The sequence below is a fragment of the Mastigocoleus testarum BC008 genome (genome assembly GCF_001456025.1).
Taxonomy (GTDB): Bacteria; Cyanobacteriota; Cyanobacteriia; order Cyanobacteriales; family Nostocaceae; genus Mastigocoleus; species Mastigocoleus testarum.
Map to the genome: position 1 here is coordinate 251,973 of NZ_LMTZ01000001.1, position 19,162 is coordinate 271,134.

General features: G+C 37.9%; 12 protein-coding genes. 8 read left to right on the forward strand and 4 right to left on the reverse strand.

Features of this window, described 5'->3' with window-relative positions; genetic code table 11:
• Nucleotides 1-376 precede the first annotated feature (376 nt).
• Entirely contained in the window at nucleotides 377-5,539 is a 5,163-nt protein-coding gene (locus tag BC008_RS00870; protein ID WP_058182955.1) for a chemotaxis protein CheB, read from the forward strand.
• 135 nt (nucleotides 5,540-5,674) lie between these two features.
• On the opposite strand, the gene BC008_RS00875 is transcribed toward BC008_RS00870, so the two are convergent.
• The gene (locus BC008_RS00875; RefSeq protein ID WP_027845933.1) at nucleotides 5,675-5,896 is read right to left on the reverse strand and encodes a hypothetical protein; all 222 of its coding nucleotides are present in this window, start codon (nucleotides 5,894-5,896) and stop codon (nucleotides 5,675-5,677) included.
• A gap of 234 nt (nucleotides 5,897-6,130) precedes the next feature.
• On the opposite strand from BC008_RS00875, the gene BC008_RS00880 reads away from it, so the two are divergent.
• The gene (locus tag BC008_RS00880) at nucleotides 6,131-8,113 is read left to right on the forward strand and encodes an ATP-binding protein (RefSeq protein ID WP_036267756.1); all 1,983 of its coding nucleotides are present in this window, start codon (nucleotides 6,131-6,133) and stop codon (nucleotides 8,111-8,113) included.
• 147 nt (nucleotides 8,114-8,260) lie between these two features.
• The gene (locus BC008_RS00885; protein WP_082650450.1) at nucleotides 8,261-8,668 is read left to right on the forward strand and encodes a response regulator; all 408 of its coding nucleotides are present in this window, start codon (nucleotides 8,261-8,263) and stop codon (nucleotides 8,666-8,668) included.
• Nucleotides 8,669-8,717: 49 nt separating this feature from the next.
• On the opposite strand, the gene BC008_RS00890 is transcribed toward BC008_RS00885, so the two are convergent.
• Nucleotides 8,718-9,245, reverse strand: a complete 528-nt coding sequence (locus tag BC008_RS00890) for a GAF domain-containing protein (protein ID WP_027845931.1) — start codon at nucleotides 9,243-9,245, stop codon at nucleotides 8,718-8,720.
• 674 nt (nucleotides 9,246-9,919) lie between these two features.
• Here BC008_RS00890 and BC008_RS00895 point away from each other — a divergent pair.
• Both BC008_RS00895 and BC008_RS00900 read left to right on the forward strand, forming a co-directional pair.
• On the forward strand, nucleotides 9,920-11,743 hold the full coding sequence (locus BC008_RS00895; RefSeq protein ID WP_036267753.1) for a hybrid sensor histidine kinase/response regulator: 1,824 nt from the start codon (nucleotides 9,920-9,922) through the stop codon (nucleotides 11,741-11,743).
• Between the two features lie 171 nt (nucleotides 11,744-11,914).
• Nucleotides 11,915-12,868 (forward strand): ROK family protein, encoded by a 954-nt coding sequence (locus tag BC008_RS00900; RefSeq protein WP_027845930.1) that lies wholly within the window; start codon nucleotides 11,915-11,917, stop codon nucleotides 12,866-12,868.
• A gap of 367 nt (nucleotides 12,869-13,235) precedes the next feature.
• Here BC008_RS00900 and BC008_RS00905 read toward each other — a convergent pair whose 3' ends face one another.
• Nucleotides 13,236-13,916 carry an HAD family hydrolase gene (locus BC008_RS00905; protein ID WP_027842917.1) on the reverse strand — a complete coding sequence of 227 codons (681 nt, stop codon included), beginning with the start codon at nucleotides 13,914-13,916 and terminating at the stop codon, nucleotides 13,236-13,238.
• A gap of 179 nt (nucleotides 13,917-14,095) precedes the next feature.
• On the opposite strand from BC008_RS00905, the gene BC008_RS00910 reads away from it, so the two are divergent.
• From BC008_RS00910 to BC008_RS00920, 3 genes are all read left to right on the forward strand, one after another.
• On the forward strand, nucleotides 14,096-14,872 hold the full coding sequence (locus BC008_RS00910; protein ID WP_027842916.1) for a glucosamine-6-phosphate deaminase: 777 nt from the start codon (nucleotides 14,096-14,098) through the stop codon (nucleotides 14,870-14,872).
• Between the two features lie 128 nt (nucleotides 14,873-15,000).
• Nucleotides 15,001-15,843, forward strand: a complete 843-nt coding sequence (locus BC008_RS00915) for a YaaW family protein (RefSeq protein WP_027842915.1) — start codon at nucleotides 15,001-15,003, stop codon at nucleotides 15,841-15,843.
• Nucleotides 15,825-17,183: an O-antigen ligase family protein gene (locus tag BC008_RS00920; protein ID WP_027842914.1), complete on the forward strand. Its 1,359-nt coding sequence runs from the start codon at nucleotides 15,825-15,827 to the stop codon at nucleotides 17,181-17,183. The genes BC008_RS00915 and BC008_RS00920 overlap by 19 nt, the downstream gene beginning before the upstream one ends.
• 259 nt (nucleotides 17,184-17,442) lie before the next feature.
• Here BC008_RS00920 and BC008_RS00925 read toward each other — a convergent pair whose 3' ends face one another.
• On the reverse strand, nucleotides 17,443-18,807 hold the full coding sequence (locus BC008_RS00925) for a pentapeptide repeat-containing protein (RefSeq protein WP_058182957.1): 1,365 nt from the start codon (nucleotides 18,805-18,807) through the stop codon (nucleotides 17,443-17,445).
• Nucleotides 18,808-19,162 lie beyond the last annotated feature (355 nt).

Genomic DNA, 19,162 nt, shown 5'->3' on the forward strand with positions numbered 1-19,162 from the left:
GCAGTGCGTCCAAAGGCAGATAAACAAAGCTCGTATCCCTAATCCTAAAGTCGAAAATATCAAGTCAACATCGGAACCAAAAAAAAGCGCAGTGAATATGAGAAAAAAGGATTTAAAGTATAGTAATCTTATTTGCCAGTATTCTTGGTTAAGTAAATAAGGACTAAAATTTTCAACTAACTAAAATTTTCAACTAACTAAAATTTTCAACTAACTAAAATTTTCAACTAACTAAAATTTTCAACTAGATTAAGATTGTCAGTCTAAATCTCAAATTCTAAATCCCAAATACTTAAGATAAATCAAGATATAGGAAGATTTAATTAATAGGATTATATTATATGACGATAGTCGCTACTTTTCTAGATAGTCGTTTATGTCAGAATATGAATCTGGTGTAAATTCATCCACTTCCGAGCAAAAGGGAAATTTTTTTGTTGTCGGTATTGGTGCATCAGCAGGTGGACTCCGCGCCCTAGAGGAGTTCTTCGAGCATATGCCAACGGACAGCGGAGCTGCTTTTGTAGTAGTTCAGCACCTGTCACCAGACTTCAAAAGTTTGATGAAGGAATTACTAGAGCGACGTACCCGTATGGAAATATATCGGGTAACAGAAGGAATGAAATTGCAAAGGAATTCAGTGTATTTGATTCCTCCGGGTAAAAATTTAGTCTTAAAAAATGGAAAGCTACATTTATTAGAGCAAGAAGAGCGCAACCGTCACGGACTGAACTTTCCCATCGATATTTTCTTAGAATCTTTGGCTAAAAACTATGGGGAAAGAGGGATTGGTGTGATTTTGTCGGGGACTGGTAGCGACGGAACAAAGGGTTTAAGGGCAATTAATGAAGCAGGAGGGTTTGCAATGGTACAAGAACCCACAACTGCTGAATTTGATGGCATGCCTCGAACAGCCATCGCTACGGGAGTAGTAGATAGAATTTTATCACCCCAAAAATTAGCTCAGACGATCTATCAGTTGGTACAATCGCCTAATTCGCCAGATAAAAGTGATACTAACCCAGTAGGATTGTTCAAACCCCATAACTTGGAACGTATTGCCAATATTTTGGCACAGCACGAGCAAACCGATTTTTCTCATTACAAAACTAGTACTCTCTCTCGACGGATCCACCGCCGCTATTTGATAAGTGGTTGTAACAATCTAGATGAGTTTATTCATCTGTTAGAAAACTCCTCCCAAGAACGGGCAATTTTACGGCACGATTTGCTGATCAGCGTAACTCAATTTTTTCGCGATCCACTGGCGTGGAATTTTTTGGAAACTGAGGTGATTCCCCAATTAATAGCTAAAGCCAATCCTCAAGAAGAGTTACGTTGTTGGGTGACTGCTTGTGCAACTGGGGAAGAAGCCTATTCTCTGGCAATGTTGCTTGATGAAGCGGTTACTAAATCCAATAAACCAGTAAGATTTAAAATTTTCGCCACTGATATCGATAAGACAGCATTAGAAAAAGCTACCCAGGGTATTTATCCCCAAAGCATTAGTAACGACATTAATCCCCAACGATTGGAACGTTATTTTTTGCGGAAGGATAATTGTTTACAAGTAATTCGTAAACTAAGAGAAAAATTATTATTTGCACCCCACGATATTACTAAGGATGCCGGGTTTACCCGGATGAATTTAATTAGCTGTCGCAATGTATTGATATATTTGCAGTCAGATTTACAGCAACAAGTATTACGCAATCTTCATTTTTCTTTGGTATCTAAAGGAGTTTTATTTCTGGGAGAAGCAGAAACTTTAGGTCACATCGAACCAGAATTTCAGCACCTAGATAAAAAAAACAAAATTTATCAAAAACGGCGAGATGTCAAACTGAATATACCCATTAGGGGTGTTGAAAAAATATCCCGTCAACTACTTACTTATGTTCCATCAAAAAACCAATCGGAAAATCATCTCGAACCGATTTTGGATAGAACCTTGAGCGCTTTTTTAGAGAAATACAAGGCTACCTGTTTTTTAGTAGATCGCGAACATAAGATGTTTCATTCCTTTACCAATGATGGTATTAACGTTCTGAAGGTACCTTCTGGGAAAACGACAACTGATATTACTAAAATGATCGTTCGCGATCTACAATTGCCTTTAATTACAGCTCTTCATCGTGCAAAGCGAGAGCGATCGCCAGTATCTTATACGGGTATTAAAATAGAATTAGAAAATCGGGAATGTAGCCTGAAACTGGAGGTCACTTATCATGAAAGCAATAAATTAGCCTCGGATTTTTTTTCCATTGTCATTCAGGAAGATGAAGTCTTCCATCAACCTTCAGGAGAGAGGTTTGAGGCTGATGCTGAAGCTTCCCAAAGAATTATAGAATTAGAGTATGAGCTACAGCAAACCCGTGAGAATCTGCAAGCAGTAATTGAAGAACTAGAAACTACTAACGAAGAACAGCAGGCTACCAATGAAGAGTTGACAGCTTCTAATGAGGAGTTGCAAAGCACTAATGAAGAGCTACATTCAGTGAATGAAGAACTATATACGGTTAATGCAGAATATCAATCAAAAATCGGCGAATTAACTGAATTGAATAATGATATTGATAATTTGCTGCGGAGCACGAATATCGGGGTGGTATTCTTAGATCGAGATTTAAAAATTCGTAAGTTTACTCCCGCAGCTACTGTTGCTATTAATTTAGTTGAAGCAGATATTAATCGTCCCCTAAAACACATTACCCATAATCTTAACTGCCCTAATCTGCTCGAATTACTCAAAGCAGTCATTGAAAGCCAAAAAGGTTTAGATAAAGAAGTTAAGTTAGTGGAAGAGGATTTTTATTTATTGATGCGAATTAATCCCTATCTGCTCGAAGATGGTCATTTAGATGGGGTAGTAATTTCTTTCATTGATGTTGACGAACTCAAAACCATTCAGCAACAAATTTACTTAGTTAATGAAGAACTCAAAGAATCTCAACTACAATTACGTCAACTCAATCAAAAATTAGAACAAAGAGTAGAAGAACGGACTCAAGCTCTACAAAAATCAGAAGTGAGATTAAGAGCAATTTTAGCTACAACTTCTTCGATGGTTTATCTCAAGAATACCCAAGGGCGATATTTACTAGTTAATCGACAGTATTTGGAATTACTGAATCTAACCGAAGAACAAATTTTAGGTAGTAGTACTCGCGATATTTTTCCCGAGCAGATTGCTGATGTGTTAAACGCTAACGACCGGCAAGTTTTAGCTGACAAATCAGTTTTACAATTTGAAGAAGAAATTCCTGTGGCTGACGGTAGCCTTCGCACCTATATTTCTAATAAAGCACCTTTAATTGATAATAATGGCGAAGTTTATGCTATTTGTGGGATTTCTACGGATATCAGCGAACAAAAACATACCGAATTAGAATTAAGGGAAGGGGCAGCCAGAGAAAGAACTTTGCTTAGTTTAGTTGAAAAAATCCGCCAAACTCTAGATTTAGACGAAATATTCCAGACTACAACCACAAAAATACGAGAAACTTTAAAATGCGATCGCGTTGCCCTGTATCAATTTAACTCTAATTATGGTGGGGAGTTTGTTACCGAATCAATGGCTAATGGTTGCATTCCCCTTATAGGAGGAGATCTATTACAAAACCCTTGGAATGATACCTATTTGCAAGAAACCGCAGGGGGTAGATATAAGAATCACGAAACTTGTGCTATTGATAATATTGATGAAGCCGATTTTAGCGATTGTCACCGCGAAATTTACCAACAATTACAAGTAAAAGCCTTTTGCATTGCTCCTGTTTTTCAAGGCGATACACTTTGGGGATTGCTCGCGGCTTATCAAAACACATATCCCCGTCAGTGGAAAGATGGAGAAGTTCGTCTGCTAACTCAAACTGGTATTCAATTAGGTATCTCCATCGCTCAGGTCGATCTATTTACCCAAATTCAAAACCAATCCTTACAATTACAACAAGCCAAAGAAACAGCGGAAGCGGCGAATCAAGCTAAAAGCGCTTTCATTGCTCATACTAGTCATGAATTACGAACTCCTCTGAATGCAATTTTGGGATTTGCCCAAATTCTCCAACAAGAAATAGGTTTTAATGCAAAACAGCAACGAGGAATTGAGGTGATTCAGCGTTCTGGTCAACATTTGCTGACTTTGATTAATGACATTCTCTATATTGCCAAAATTGAAGCAGGAAAACTCAATTTAGAATCAACAGATTTTATTCTGTCTTCGTTTTTAAATAATTTAGAAGCAATGATTCGTATTCGTTGTCAGCAAAAGGGAATTGAATTTGAGCATCTTATTCTTTCGGATTTACCCCCAATAGTACGAGGAGATGAAACTCGTTTGCGTCAACTCCTACTCAATCTTCTGAGTAATGCAGTTAAATTTACCCCTAGAGGAAAAGTCACTTTTAGCGTCGGCTATGTTCGAGATTTTACTAAAGACAACCGGGATGCGATCGAGACAGATAACGCTGATAAAATTCGTTTTCATATTGCAGATACAGGAATAGGTATTCCCTCAGATAAGTTAACAGAAATCTTTTTACCTTTCCAGCAATTAGACCATCATCAATCATCTCAAGAAGGTACAGGACTTGGTTTGAGCATCAGTCAAAGTATTGCCGAACAGATGGGTAGTAAAATTTACGTTACCAGCACTTTTGGAGAAGGAAGCGAATTTTGGTTTGACATAAATTTTGCTCATGGGCAATATTCTGTAGAGTCGCTAGCAGATAAGACTAATAATCTTAAGATTACTGGCTATCAAGGAGCAAAGCGTAAAATTTTAATCGTAGATGATTTAGATAATAATCTAGAAGTTTTAGTTAGTTTTTTGACACCTCTGGGCTTTGAAGTCATCCAAGGGAGTTCGGGAACTGAGGCGATTGCTAAAACCGAAAAGCATCAGCCAGACTTAATCATTTTAGATTTGATAATGCCTGAAATGGATGGTTGGGAAGTAACCCGAATCCTGAGACAAGAATCAGCTTGGCAGGGTTTACCCATTATTATGGTTTCTGCCAGTACCCTTTCTGCCGATGAATCCCAATGTTACCAAGCAGGAGCAAATGCTTTCCTCGCAAAACCTTTAAATTTTGAAGAATTACTGAGACTTTTAGAACATTATCTCAAGCTTGAGTGGACAACTCAGGATGGTTTAACGCGGTCGCTCCTTAGTTCAAAAACTTCTAGTTCGGAAACTTCCAGTTCAAAAACTTCTAATTCGGAAACTTCTAATTCAAAAACTTCTAATTCAAAAACTTCTAATTCGGAAACTTCTAGTTCAAAAACTTCTAGTTTGGAAACTTCCCAAATAAAAGCTAGCAACGATTCGGAATCGATAGTTATCCCTACAACACCAGAATTGAAACAACTGTTGGAACTGACAATGGAAGGAGATATCCGAGAGGTATTATCCCAAATAGAACAATGGGAACAAAATCAATCTCAATTGATGCCTTCAATCCAACAAATACGACATTTAGCCCAAACTTGTCAGCTGAGAAAACTCAAAGAATTACTCAAACAATATCTCAAACGGTAGTAAGTAGGTTAGCAAGAAAAATCATAACTTATTTGTAATAGCGTTTTGGCGCTAAAGCGCTACTACGAGCCAAATACAAACATTTTATATTTATTTACATAGTTTACTTTTTCTCGCCTACTTACTTAAATTATTTTATTCAAATTTTGCATAAACTAAGTCTCTAATCAACGGCGTCCTTAAACCAACATATTTTGAGAGAGTTTGACTATCTTCTGGACTAAGAGAAGATACTTTTTCAACTTCATCAATTAATTTTTGGATTAATTCACTATCCGAAAGCTTCAAAAGACTTCCAGGATTTGATGTCTCTACGAAAGCCCAGATCATACGGATAATCTTTATGTCTACATCCATTTGTGTAACAAGGAGCAATATAAATATAATAAGCTCAAATCTTAAGAAATACTTAAGAAAGTGTCATTACTTAAATTATCGTGCGTATGAATTAAGCCTTAATATACTAAAGATATAAAGTATCATCTATCTAGAGATATAATTTACATTGCAGCATTATAAAAGCAAGACTTGTTCTAGGTACAGCTGTAGAGCATCCTGATAAGATTTAGGTGAAGAAGCTCCTGGAAAATTTTGAATCAGATCGAACTACTCAATCGAATAACTCGCAAAATCAGACAGTCCCTAGAGTCGCAAGACATCTTAGATGCGGCAGTAACAGAAGTTCGAGATTTTCTCAAAACTGACCGAGTGAAAATCTATAAATTCGATGAAGACGGTAACGGTCAAGTAATTGCTGAATCTATAAATGGCGATCACCTCCCATCGCTCAAAGGGTTGCATTTTCCTGCAGGAGATATTCCACCTCGGGCACGAGAACTATTTCTTAAGGCAAGAGTTCGTTCTATAGTTGATTTGGAAGAACAACAAATATGTCTAAGTCAACCAGATAGGCTTCCATCTACAGCTACCGACGAATTAACGGTAGAACAAGTGCGTCAATCTTTTCTTGACAATCTACTGCAACGTCCTGTAGATCCCTGTCATGTGGAATATCTCACGCTGATGGGTGTTAAGTCCAGTCTAGTGGTTCCCCTGGTATGTAACGAGGAACTTTGGGGCTTACTCATTGCTCATCACCGTCGTGCTAAAGCTCTTTCTAAGAGCCATCTAAAAATTATCCAAATTGTCAGCGAACAGCTAGAAATGGCGATCACTCAAGCCAATTTATTTAATAAGGTTCAACAAAAAGCCCAACGAGAAGCTTTAATTAATCAAATTTCTCAACTCCTACATTCTCCCTTAGAAAACGACAAAATTTTACCTACGGTACTATCAAAAATAGTTCCTGCAATTGGTGGAACAGGGGGTTTATTATGTATGAATGGTGCCGAAAAATCGGAAATTAGCTTCTACCAATATGGTTCTTTACCAAACCTTTCTACATCCGATTGGTTACAACTGCAAGGTTTAGCTCTGAACGACACAAAAGTCAGAGTAATTGATAATATTGAAGAACAAAAATTAATTAAAACTTTATTACCTGCTCTTAAAAAAAATAAACTCCGTAGTTTACTTTTAATGACCCTACGTTACAAGCAAGAAACTTTGGGCAATCTAGCTATTTTTCGTCGGTCGATAGATACGGAAAAACTGTGGGCAGGTAATTATCAAGATGATGAACGACAACAACGTCCCCGTCAATCCTTTGCAGAGTGGAAAGAACTCACCCAAGGAAAAGCTCAACCTTGGAAGCTACATGAGATGGAATTGATTGAGTCCCTCGGTAACAACTTGGGCATAGCAGTCATGCAAGATCGACTTTACCGTCAGGAACGAAAGCAGCGCTTGTTAGTAGAAATGCAAAACCAAGAGCTAGAAAATGCTCGTAGGGAAGCAGAAAAAGCAAGTAGTCTCAAATCTGCATTTTTATCTTCTTCAAGTCACGAATTACGGACTCCCCTCGCTTCAGTTCTTAACTACCTTAAACTTCTCAAAGAAGGCTTCTATGATAATGAAGAAGAATTATTAGAGTACATTGAAACTGCTCATACTTGGGCAGAAAATCTTCACTACATTGTTAATAATATCCTTGATATTGCCAAAATTGAAGCAGGAAAAATGGAAGCCGATCTGGAAATAGTTGAACTTAAACCCTTATTAAAGGAACAATATAAACTTTTTCAATCTGAGACTATACGACAAGGTATTGAATTGACCGTGGACTGTCAAGTAATAAGTGTTTGTGCTGATAAAATCAAGCTAAAACAGGTTTTGGGCAACCTTTTAAATAACGCTTTTAAATTTACTCAGCAAGGAGAAATTAACCTCAAGGCTATTAGCAAAAGTGAAACTACATCTTCGAAGGAAAAGTCTTTAGTAGAAATTTCTTTAGCCGATACGGGTATTGGCATTGAACCCGACAAACAAACTAATATTTTTGATGCCTTTGTTCAGGAAGATAGCTCAATCCACAGACGTTATGGGGGTACAGGTCTGGGGCTAACCATCTGCAAAGAATTAGTAGAACTCATGGGAGGTGAGATTTTACTCTTCAGTGAAGGTAGAAATCGAGGAACAACAATAACTGTTACCTTACCGCGAGCAGAAGAATAAGCAACCCACGGCTAAAAGTCTGTGGGCTTCAGCCCAGTTTAAAGAAGTTAGTCGGGATAATATTTAACTGTCCTTCCTGCTGAGAACCAATCACCGGACTTCCGGGCTGGCTTACGAACAGCCCCAAAGCTGCAAATGAGAAAAAATATGAAAAGTTTAAAAATTTTATTGGTAGAAGATAATTTAGCATTAGCTAAAAGCACCGCTAAACTGATTAAACGTATTGGCGGACATCAGGTTCAGCTAACTGACGAACCTAAGACTATCTTTGAACTGTGTACGGCAGGGGAAGTAGATATAATACTAATGGACATCAATCTACCGGGGGCATTTTGGTGTGGAAAAGAGGTCAGTGGTACTGACTTATCTCGTTTACTAAAAGCCAACAAAGAAACAGCTACCATTCCCATTATTCTTTTGACAGCTTATGCCACGTTAAGGGAACGCGAATCACTTCTAGCTGATTCCGAAGCGAACGAGTTCTTTGCTAAACCAATCAACGATTATGCTGCTTTAATTAAGGCAATAGAACTACTAGTTGACGCTTCCCTTTAATGATGGGATTCTTAGCTAACGAGATTCCAACGAGTGCTTTACAGATTGTTCAACTTCTTAAAATAGTAGGAGATGTAGCTAAAATTTGTGCTCCTTGTTCCATGACTTCAATATCTGAAATTGACCAATTACGAGGTGCTTGACAATGGTGAGCAACTAATAATCCCCACAAGCCCTTGGGGGTTAGAACCGGTACCACTAAATTTGCACGAACCTGTAGTTCTCGAAGGAATTCACGGTGACACTGGTGAATGGATGCGGTTTCAATATCATTTATTGCTCTAACCCGGCCTTGCAAATACATAGCGGCATATTCATCATTAAATGATTCATCCGGACCTGTGGAACCAATAATTGAGTATTTGCTTTGATTCAAAGATTCAAAAGTTACTTGTCCGCTCCACTGATTATAAAAATAATATAAGACTACGCGGTCAACTTGAAGTGATTCTCTAAGTCGATCAGTTGTTTTGATAATTAGCTCATCTCTTTCTATTCTTTGTTTAACTTGTTGTAGTACCTTTTCTAAACCTACATCTTTATAGCTATTATCCTTGGGTTGATTAAAGTTTTGCATCGTCACTCGGTAAATTAAAGTTTAGTGAGTTAATAAAATAAAAGGTCGATTTATGAAAAAGACAAAATAATCCGATCCAATTTTCAGACAAATCAGTTGAAAATCAGATCCACTGTATAGATATAGAAAAAGAATTAGATATTTATTTAAATTATGCAATGAAGCTAAATTTTTGCTTCAGGTTCTGGGTGTCAAGTTTCAATTTCTTTGCTAGTACTATTAAATTCTGAAATTTTTGTTGTCATATTTGTGACAAGTTAAAACAACATTATTTTTGTAAATTAGTAATTATAGCTGAAATGACCGCTAAACTTTAATCTTTGTAGAGTATCAAAAAGTGAGCGAGTAGGGTGATACTAACGAAAATACAGTCATTTTTTTAGAACATCTTCATTCACAATTTCCAGGGGCTAAATCTTTAATTTAATTACATGGGATGGCGACCAGAGAATTCTACTTTTTCTGCCATTATTTCTCTGTTGTTATAATTTTATTTAAGTTGCCAGTCAATAGTAAAATTTTTAACATTATGAAATCAAATTTCGTATGGTATTTGCCCATGAATCAATCTGGATAACTATATTTCAGTTAATGAAAATTGTTATATAATTTAACATCAAGGAACAATAACATTCGATCAAAAAATTTGAATTCTGGCTTTTGCTCTTAGACTTATGCCTTATCGTCAACAGCTATTGTCCAAATCGGTAAAAACTTTAGCCAAGTTAATGGGGAGTTCATCAGGAGAAGGTTCTGGCGAGCAAAATCAGGAAAGTGGCGAACTAGAAAAGTTTTCCCAAGCTAGTGATTGTTTTGTCACCGATTATCAAGACGGCGAAGCAAGAGCAGAAGTAGACGAGAAAAAGACAAACTCAGAGGTCATTTTAATCGTAGACGATAGCCCCGATAACCTACTAGTATTATTTTCCTACTTAGAAGAAAAAGGGTTTAAAGTCTTGTTAGCTGAAGACGGTGAGAGCGCTTTACAGATTGCTCAATCTAAAACCCCGGATTTAATTTTGTTAGATGTTTTGATGCCTGAGATTGATGGTTTTGAAACCTGCCGTCGACTCAAAGCGAAACCTTCCACGAGAGAAATACCCGTAATTTTTTTGACTGCACTTTCAGAAACTGTCAATAAAGTTCAAGGATTCAAATTGGGAGGTGTAGACTATATCACAAAACCTAGCGAACAAGAAGAAGTTCTAATACGCATTCAAACTCATCTTAATCTGCAAAGAATGCGCTCTACCCTAAGCAAGCAAAATCAGGAACTAAAACAAAGGTTAGATTTTGAAGCCTTGGTACGCCGTATCACCGATAAGTTGCGCGACAGTCTTAATGAAAGCCAGATACTAGAAACTGCTACCCAGGAGCTAGCTCAAGTCCTCCAACTCAGTAGCTGTCAAATCGAACTTTACGATTCACAACAGATAACAGCAACTATTGCCTACGAACATAGTATTACTCTGCCCCAGTGTCAGGGAGCCAGGAGAAATATTAAAGATTTTCCTGAACTTTATCAACAACTGTTAGAAAAAATTCCGGTTCAATTAGTAGAAAAAATTCCTCAATTCAATCCTCAAGAGATTCAAGTTAATCGTTTAGCTTGCCCGATTTTTGACGACCGCGGTATTATCGGTAATCTTTGGGGGCTTAGACCGCCAACAGAGCTATTTACGACTTTAGAAATTGAACTGATGCAGCAGGTGGCTTCTCACTGTGCGATCGCTATTCGTCAGGCTCGATTATACCAAGCTTCTAATCAGCAAGTCGCACAATTGGCTAAACTCAATCAGTTGAAAGATGATTTCCTCAAAACTATTACTCACGAATTAAAGGCCCCTATGAGTAGTATTCAGTTGGCTACACAAACAATGGAAACTCTATTAACCAATCAACAAAATCCTCATAGGTCTCCTATTTTTAAGCGAGTTATCAAGATTTTCCACGAATCATGTCAGCGACAGAAACAACTGATAGACGATTTACTTACTCTTTGCTATATAGACGCAAAATCCAAAACTGTACAACTAGAGTTAATCAATCTAAATCAGTGGATTCCCTATGTTGTACAGTTACATTTAACACCCGTTCGCAATCAGCAACAGCAATTAACTCTAGATTTAGCTGAAGAAGAATTACAGATTGCGGCAGATCCAATGATGTTGGAACGGATCGTTCGAGAATTATTGCACAATGCTTGTAAATATACTCCAGTAAATGAAATAATTACAATTCAAACTGAAGCTAACAAATCAGAAATTTCCCTTCGTGTTATTAATACGGGTGTAGAAATCCCTGTAGAAGAGCAGGAATTAATTTTTAATCAATTTTATCGCATCCCCAATAACGATCCTTGGAAGTATGGTGGTACTGGGTTGGGATTAGCATTAGTAAAAAAACTAGCACAGATTCTACAAGCAACTGTTGATGTAGAAAGTAGAAATCAGCGGGTTATTTTTTGTGTTAGATTTCCGGTGGTGCATCACTCTTAGGATTCGTGATAGCGTAGGGTGAATCCTTAGGAGCGAGCCTGTCACTAAAGCTTCGACATTAGCCTAGACAGTGTTCCCAAGCACTCAAGAAGTTTAAGCCAAAGATGAAATGTATCTGTTTTTTATTCATGCTATTTTTGTATGAGCGTAAAGCCTATTTTCCATATAAAAGTGAAAAATATTTTAGCGCTTGATTTTGGTGGTACTAAGCTAGCTGCAGGATTAGTCAGTTATGCCTCAAAGGAGTGGCTGAATTACAAACGTCGCTTATCTCCTACAAACGCAGATGCTAATACTGACCTGACCATAATGTATGAATTAATCGACTCGGTATTGGAAGGTCAAAAACCCGACGTTATCGGTGTCAGTTTTGGCGGACCTGTAGATGCAAATACTGGCACAGTCAGACTTTCCCATCATGTCAAAGGTTGGGAAAACATAGCTTTAAAACAACTGCTTGAGGATAAATTTGGTGTTAATGCAAACGTAGATAACGATGCAAATGTTGCAGCTTTAGGAGAATATCGTTTTGGTGCGGGTCAGGGTCATAACAGTTTATTTTATATTACTGTCAGCACCGGTGTTGGTGGTGGATGGATCCTAAATGGTCAACCCTGGCGCGGTTTTGAAGGAATGGCTGGTGAAATTGGACATGCGATCGTAGATCCTGACGGACCTTTATGTTTATGTGGGAAACGGGGATGTGTGGAAAGGTTAGCTTCTGGTCCTTATATGGCGCAGGACGTAAAGGAAATATTGAGAAAGGAACCAAAAAAAGCAGAAATATTGAGGAATTTAGTAGAAAATAACTTAGATTTAATAACGGGCAAAATTATCAGCGAAGCCGCAAATCGTGGGGACAAGTTAGCGCAAGAATTTTTATTTCGGTCTGCTTGGGCTTTAGGTGTCGCTATTGGTAATGTAGCGAATGTAATTAATCCCCAACTATTTGTATTGGGTGGTGGGGTAACAAAAGCAGGGAATTATTTCTGGGAAGTTCTACAAAAAACAGCCCGAGAAACTGCTCTACCAGAGATAAATTTTGAAGTTTTACCAACAAACTTGGGAGACGACGCACCTTTATGGGGTGCTGTAGAGCTAGCGCAGATGGGGATTGGGAATTAGACTGGGGACTAGTACTCCGCCACATAAGTTCTGAGGGGTTTGTAGTTGGGCTTTAGCCCCGGCAAAGTCTTGATATTAAAGCGCTAAAGCGCTACTACGAACCTTAATTTACCTATCAAAATTAATGTGGTGGACTACTAGGTATTGGGGATTAGGGATTGGGGATTGGGAAAGTGTGGGGAGTGTGGGAGGATGGGGAAGACCAAATTACCAATTACTCGTTACTCACTACTGTGCGCTGTCGCGCCCCGCAATACCTATAGCTGCGCTACCTTGCGGATCCGGTACGCTACCGCTGGGCGCTAACATTACTCATTACTCATTACTTATTACTCATTACTCATTACTTATTATTCATTACCAATCGTCAAATATTTACTCCAACGGGATCCAGTCCAATCTGGGAATTAAGAAACGTCCACATCGTCAAATCATTGAAGTCGTAAACAGTCATAAATACACCCATTTCCAGCATTTTTATTGGTTCGCCAGTTGAAGCTACACCAATTGTCCGGATTCCAGCACCAAGCGCCGAAGTAATTCCACTGGGAGAATCCTCGAAGGCGATCGCATGTTCGGGACTAACCCCTAACCTTTCCAAACCTACTCGATATGGTGTGGGGTCTGGTTTTGCTGCTGCTTCTTGTTCCGCAATTACGACAGTATGAAAAATTTCTTCTAACCCCAAAATATTGAGCATAAATCTAGCATTTTTGGTCGGTGCGTTGGTAACTAGTGCTCGCTTAAGATCGTGTTTTTCTGTCATTGCGATTAAGCGAGAAAAACCATCAATAGGTTTGAGTTCGTGAGCTTTATTCCGAAATCTTGATTCTTTTTCCTCTGCCAACTTCTCACCTTCTTCCGGTGATAAATTGGGTAACATATCTTTGATAATTTCTGGATTTAGCCTACCAGTAAAACGAGATTTGTAAATTTTTTCATCAATTTCTACGTCATACTCGAGGAGAATATCCCGCCAAATCTGGTAATGAATTGGGTCTGTGTTGATGATTGTTCCATCCAGATCGAAGAGAATTGCGCTTAACATGCCTTCTTTTTAAGAGCTAAATAGCAGTTAATGTAAACAACAGTAAACATTATCTTTAGATATTTTACATTTTCTTGTTTCACTTCGTAATCATAACTGCAGTATTTTAGACAAACATATATAAAATTGGATTATCAGCACGTGTCAAAAAAGAATGCAAATAATTTATACATTGAAATATGTCGAGTGCTAAAAAACTTTTTCGCATCAATGAGTTAAATGTACGAGTTTATAATTCTGATACTGAACTAGCAAAAGATGCAGCCCAAGTAGTTCAGAAAACTTTAGATAGTACTCTCAAGGTTAGGGAAACAGCTAGAGTAATATTTGCCACAGGTAACTCTCAACTTAAATTTTTAAATGCTCTGACTAGTTTAAATAATATTGACTGGTCGCGGATTACTTGTTTTCATTTAGACGAATATCTAGGGATTAATGCTGAACATTCTTCCAGCTTTCGCTGCTATTTGCGGGAGAAGTTAGAGAAAAAAGTTAAGCCACAAAAATTTCATTACATTGAAGGGGATACCTTAGAACCTTTAAAGGAGTGCGATCGCTATACTCAATTACTCCATTCTCAACCCATTGATTTATGTTTGCTGGGGGTGGGAGCAAATGGACATCTAGCATTTAACGAACCATCAGTTGCTGACTTTCAAGATTCCTATATGGTAAAACTAGTAAAGCTAGATACTGTAAATCATCAACAACAAGTGACCCAAGGGCATTTTCCTAATTTGGAAAGCGTACCAAAATATGCCTTTACTTTGACCATTCCTACAATCTGTTCTGCCAAAAAAATACTTTGTCTCGCACCAGGACAGCATAAAGCAGAAGTTGTAAAGCAAATGTTATTTGGAGAAATTACAAAAAAATTTCCGGCTTCTATTCTTCGTCAAAAACCCCAAGCAACTTTATTTTTAGATGGAGATTCTGCGACTTCACTTGATATGTAACGGATTTACAACTTAGACTAACTATTTTCAAGCAAATATCTATTACCTGATAACCAAACACCAATACCTAATTCCCAAATAGTAGAATAAGGTACAGGTTTAAGCTGTAGGATGTGGAGGAAGGCAAATTGGATGAACTAAGGACAGCTCTAGAAATAGCTACTGAAGAGGAATTGCAGGATTTGACCGCGATTTTGTTCAGTCGTAAATTTAATCCTCTAGATTATGTGAATACACCCGAACCAATAGAAATCCAAAGCCAAGATCGTAAAGCTTGGTTAGATTCTCTTGAAGAACGCTTCCGGTTTTTAGCCGCAGATGGAATTACTGTTTTACGTGGAAAAACCAAACGAGTAACTTACCGCGAAGCAATAATTCAGGTCTGCAAGCACCTGAAAATTCCTTATTCAACTGAACTAACAACCATTGATTTGGAAGCTGAAGTATTTTTACACCTCCTAGGAAAAGTATGGAGGAAATTACCTAAGAGCGAGCAGCAGCAAATGACACTCCGCATCCAACGTCATTTGGCGCAGTCGGAACTCAAAGAACCTTTACCTTTGACATTGCAACGCGACCCCTTAGGCTTGATTTTTAAAGCTGGTAGCGCACTTGCTTTAACTTCTGTGGTACAACCATTTTTACTCAAACATATTGCCCGTCAATTTGCTGCACATTTTGCAAGTTATCATATCGCCAGACAAACTGCGATTAAAGGTTCTGCGGCTGCTGTAAGTCAATTTAATAATTATGTCACTTTGCATATGGCTCGCCGGGGAATGGCTCTGAGTGCTGCTCGTTATGGCGCTGTTCGCAGTACATTAACTTTTTTAGGTCCGGTTATGTGGATGTGGTTTTTTGCGGATTTGGGTTGGAGAGCGGTCGCAACTAATTATGGTCGTATAATTCCGACTATATTTGCTTTAGCTCAAATTCGTTTGACGCGCACAGAATGCTGGGAATTAGCTTAAAAAACCCTTTTCGACATCCAAACCCTCGTTTGCAGTTCTCCTGGAATTGCACTCAGTTAGGATTACTACTGTTACCTTTGTTTCCAACTCTAGGAGCTGTTACCCTGGGTTTGGCACTATTGACTGGATTAAGACAATTTCAGAAGATTGTAAACCGCCCAATTAATCAGGGCTTTGCTCTGCTGGGTATTATTTTAATAATTGTAACTATTTTCGCCCAAGAACGAGTAGTGGCTGTGTTGGGCTTATTTAATTTGTTGCCATTCTTTTTGGCATTTATGGTCTTTGGAATTATAATTCAAACGACTATACAACTTCGAAAGTTATCTTGGATCTTAGTTACTACGTCTTTACCAATAGTCTTGATTGGTTTTGGACAATTATTTTTTGGTTGGTCTACCCCAGCAGAATGGGAAAATATTTTTGGATGGACAATCATCGCAGGGGGAAATCCTGTAGGACGTATGGCTTCGGTATTTATGTACGCTAACATATTTGCCGGTTATTTGACGATTGTGTTTATTTTGGGTTTGGGTTTGTGGTTAGAATATTTGCAAAGTTTAAATCTTCAAAGTTCAAATCTTCAAAGTTCAAATCTTCAAAGTTCAAATCTTAAAGAAGTTAAACCAGAGTTAATAAGACGTATTTCGCCAAATTTTATTTTTCTAACAATTGCAGTCATTATTAATTTTGTTGCATTAATTTTAACTAATTCTCGTAATGCTTGGGTAACAGCACTGTTAGCATGTTTCGTCTATGCAATTAATCGGGGTTGGCGCATTTTAGTTGCTGCTGTAACTGGATTTACAAGTTTTGTATTATTAGCAGCTTTTGCACCTTTAGCGATCGCCAAATTCTTTCGCCGGATTGTACCAGAATTTTTATGGGCGCGTTTGAATGACCAAATGTATCCAGATAGACCAGTGGAGCTAATGCGTACTACTCAATGGCGATTTGCTTGGTCGTTAACTCAGGAGCGCCCTTGGACTGGTTGGGGATTAAGGAATTTTACTGCACTGTATCAAGCCAAAATGCAAATATGGCTCGGTCATCCCCACAATTTATTTTTGATGCTATCTGCAGAAACTGGTTTACCTGCAACTATTATATTTTGCAGTTTGATTATTTGGATTTTGGTTGCAGGAATTAAAGTATTTATCAAATTTATTAACTACCAAAAGGAAGACCGGCTAATATTTTTTAGCTATCTTGTGGTTTTGGGTGGGTTAATTTTATTCAATACCGTTGATGTTAGTCTTTTCGATTTACGTCTCAATACAATCTTTTGGTTGTTAATGGGTGCTGTTAGTGGAGTAACTTACAGGTATCAAAGAAATTAAGTAATAGTTAGAGAATAAGTAAAAATACTTCTAAGAAAAATCCCCCTCTAAGAAAATAATTAGGGGGATTATTAAATTCATAAAGGTAAGGCTGTTAAAGAAATCAAAGTATTACTACCAGGACTTACACAACTGGCATATTTTTCCTGTAGGGTGTGTGACGCTGTGAAAATATCTGAACGTAAGAATCAGACTTATAGCGTCACGCACCGACCACCAATTGTGACACTTGCGTAAGTCCTGACTACTTTCATTGGAGTCAAATAATTGTATTACCTGGAAGAATAGTGTCTGTTAAATTTGCACCAGTCAAGTCCGCTCCATTTAAGTTAGCTCCAGTGAAGTCAGCTTTGCTCAGGTTTGCATCAATAAGCAGAGCATTCATAAAGTCACCGTTGACTGCAATACCATCAACAAATGAGATCCCCGACAGGTCAGCACCAATTGTATCTGGGTCTTCACCATCACTTAATATGGCATTTGTTAAGTTTGCTTTTTCTAAAATAGCGTCTTGCAGATTCGCATCATCTAGTTGAGCGCCAGTTAAATTAACCTCTGTTAGGTCAGCTCCACTGAGATTGACTCCAGTCAGATCGGCTCCTGCGAGGTTTGCACCCTTTAATTTGGCTCCAGTCAGATCGGCTCCCGTGAGATCGACTCCACCTAAGTCGACTCCCTCTAGGAAAGCGTTATCGAGTTCAACTCCTCCGGTAAAACTAGCTCCAGTTAGGATCGCATTATTAAGATTTGCATTACTCAGGTCGGCTCCATTAAAGATAGCATCGGTTAAATCTGCATTTTCCAGAAAGATACCTTCCGCTGAAACGTCAGTAAAGTTAGCACCGTTGAGAACGGAGTCAGCCAAACTAATACCATCTAGGATAGTTTTTGTATTAGCGTCAAAGTCACGGAAGTCAGCACCACCAAGATTTACATCTTCAGCACTAAAGTTAGTTAAGTCAGCACCTCGAAAGCTGGAGTTTGTTGAAGTTTGTCCTCCTACTGGTAGGGTATCAGTCCATTGGACGCCACTGAGATTTGCCTTATCAAAAATAGAATTGTTGAGATTATTATCTGTGAAGCTAACTCCCGTAAAATCAACCCCTGTAAAGTTTGTGTTAACTATGATGTTAGCTTCAAAGCTAGCTCCTTGTAAGTTTGCGTCTGTAAAAATAGCATCTGTCAGGTCTGCAGCTTTGAGATTGGCTTCAGTTAAATTTGCTCTGCTAAAGTTAGCCCCTGTTAAATTTGGTCGATTTTCCTGTTCGCCGCTTAGTTCGGCTTTGAATAAGTTTGCGTCCTGTAATTTAGCGTTAGATAAATCGATTCCGTTAGTACTAATCTCTGATAGATTTGCTTCCCGTAGGTTAGCACCACTCAGATTAACATTCTCTAATGTTGCTTTAAAAAGATTTGTTGTTGGGAAGTTTGTATTGGGTCTAAAGTTGGCGTTACTTGCGTTAACGTTTAACCAACTTGTTTCTTCAAAGTTAGTTCCCCTAAGCAAAGTGCCAACAAATGAGACATCAGTTAAAGTAGCCTTAAAAAAGGTAGAACCATTTAGATTATCACCATCAAAATTATTTCCAACCAGATCTTGTTCGCTAAAATCGAGAACTGCCATGGCTAAATACCTTTAATTGTTGATGTTAGTTCGGACAATCAAAATAGGGAACTAAAAAGTAAAACATCCACTTGTTACAGTGGACGTTTAAGTGATTCAAAAGCATGGTTAAAAATAACCTATTAGGAATAGTAACTTGATGTTGAGCTCATATGCCAAATAAATCAGCCTTCCGAACTCGAATTTTATCGATTTATTATTACAATAAAATGTGTTTACTAAGCAAAGTAATAAATTTTCAAATCCACACTTTATAAGAGTTTTCAGGTTTATTGTTTGAAACAATCACATATACATCTAAAGCAAATTAATATACATTACACTTCAGATTTAACTAAAATAAATATGTGAAAAG

Bases quoted from the DNA above. Each gene is read 5' to 3' on its own strand.
- BC008_RS00870 (WP_058182955.1), top strand. From the start codon at position 377: ATGTCAGAATATGAATCTGGTGTAAATTCATCCACTTCCGAGCAAAAG.
- BC008_RS00885 (WP_082650450.1), top strand. From the start codon at position 8,261: ATGAAAAGTTTAAAAATTTTATTGGTAGAAGATAATTTAGCATTAGCT.
- BC008_RS00905 (WP_027842917.1), bottom strand. From the start codon at position 13,916: ATGTTAAGCGCAATTCTCTTCGATCTGGATGGAACAATCATCAACACA.
- BC008_RS00875 (WP_027845933.1), bottom strand. From the start codon at position 5,896: ATGGATGTAGACATAAAGATTATCCGTATGATCTGGGCTTTCGTAGAG.
- BC008_RS00910 (WP_027842916.1), top strand. From the start codon at position 14,096: ATGTCGAGTGCTAAAAAACTTTTTCGCATCAATGAGTTAAATGTACGA.
- BC008_RS00895 (WP_036267753.1), top strand. From the start codon at position 9,920: ATGCCTTATCGTCAACAGCTATTGTCCAAATCGGTAAAAACTTTAGCC.
- BC008_RS00925 (WP_058182957.1), bottom strand. From the start codon at position 18,807: ATGGCAGTTCTCGATTTTAGCGAACAAGATCTGGTTGGAAATAATTTT.
- BC008_RS00890 (WP_027845931.1), bottom strand. From the start codon at position 9,245: ATGCAAAACTTTAATCAACCCAAGGATAATAGCTATAAAGATGTAGGT.
- BC008_RS00920 (WP_027842914.1), top strand. From the start codon at position 15,825: ATGCTGGGAATTAGCTTAAAAAACCCTTTTCGACATCCAAACCCTCGT.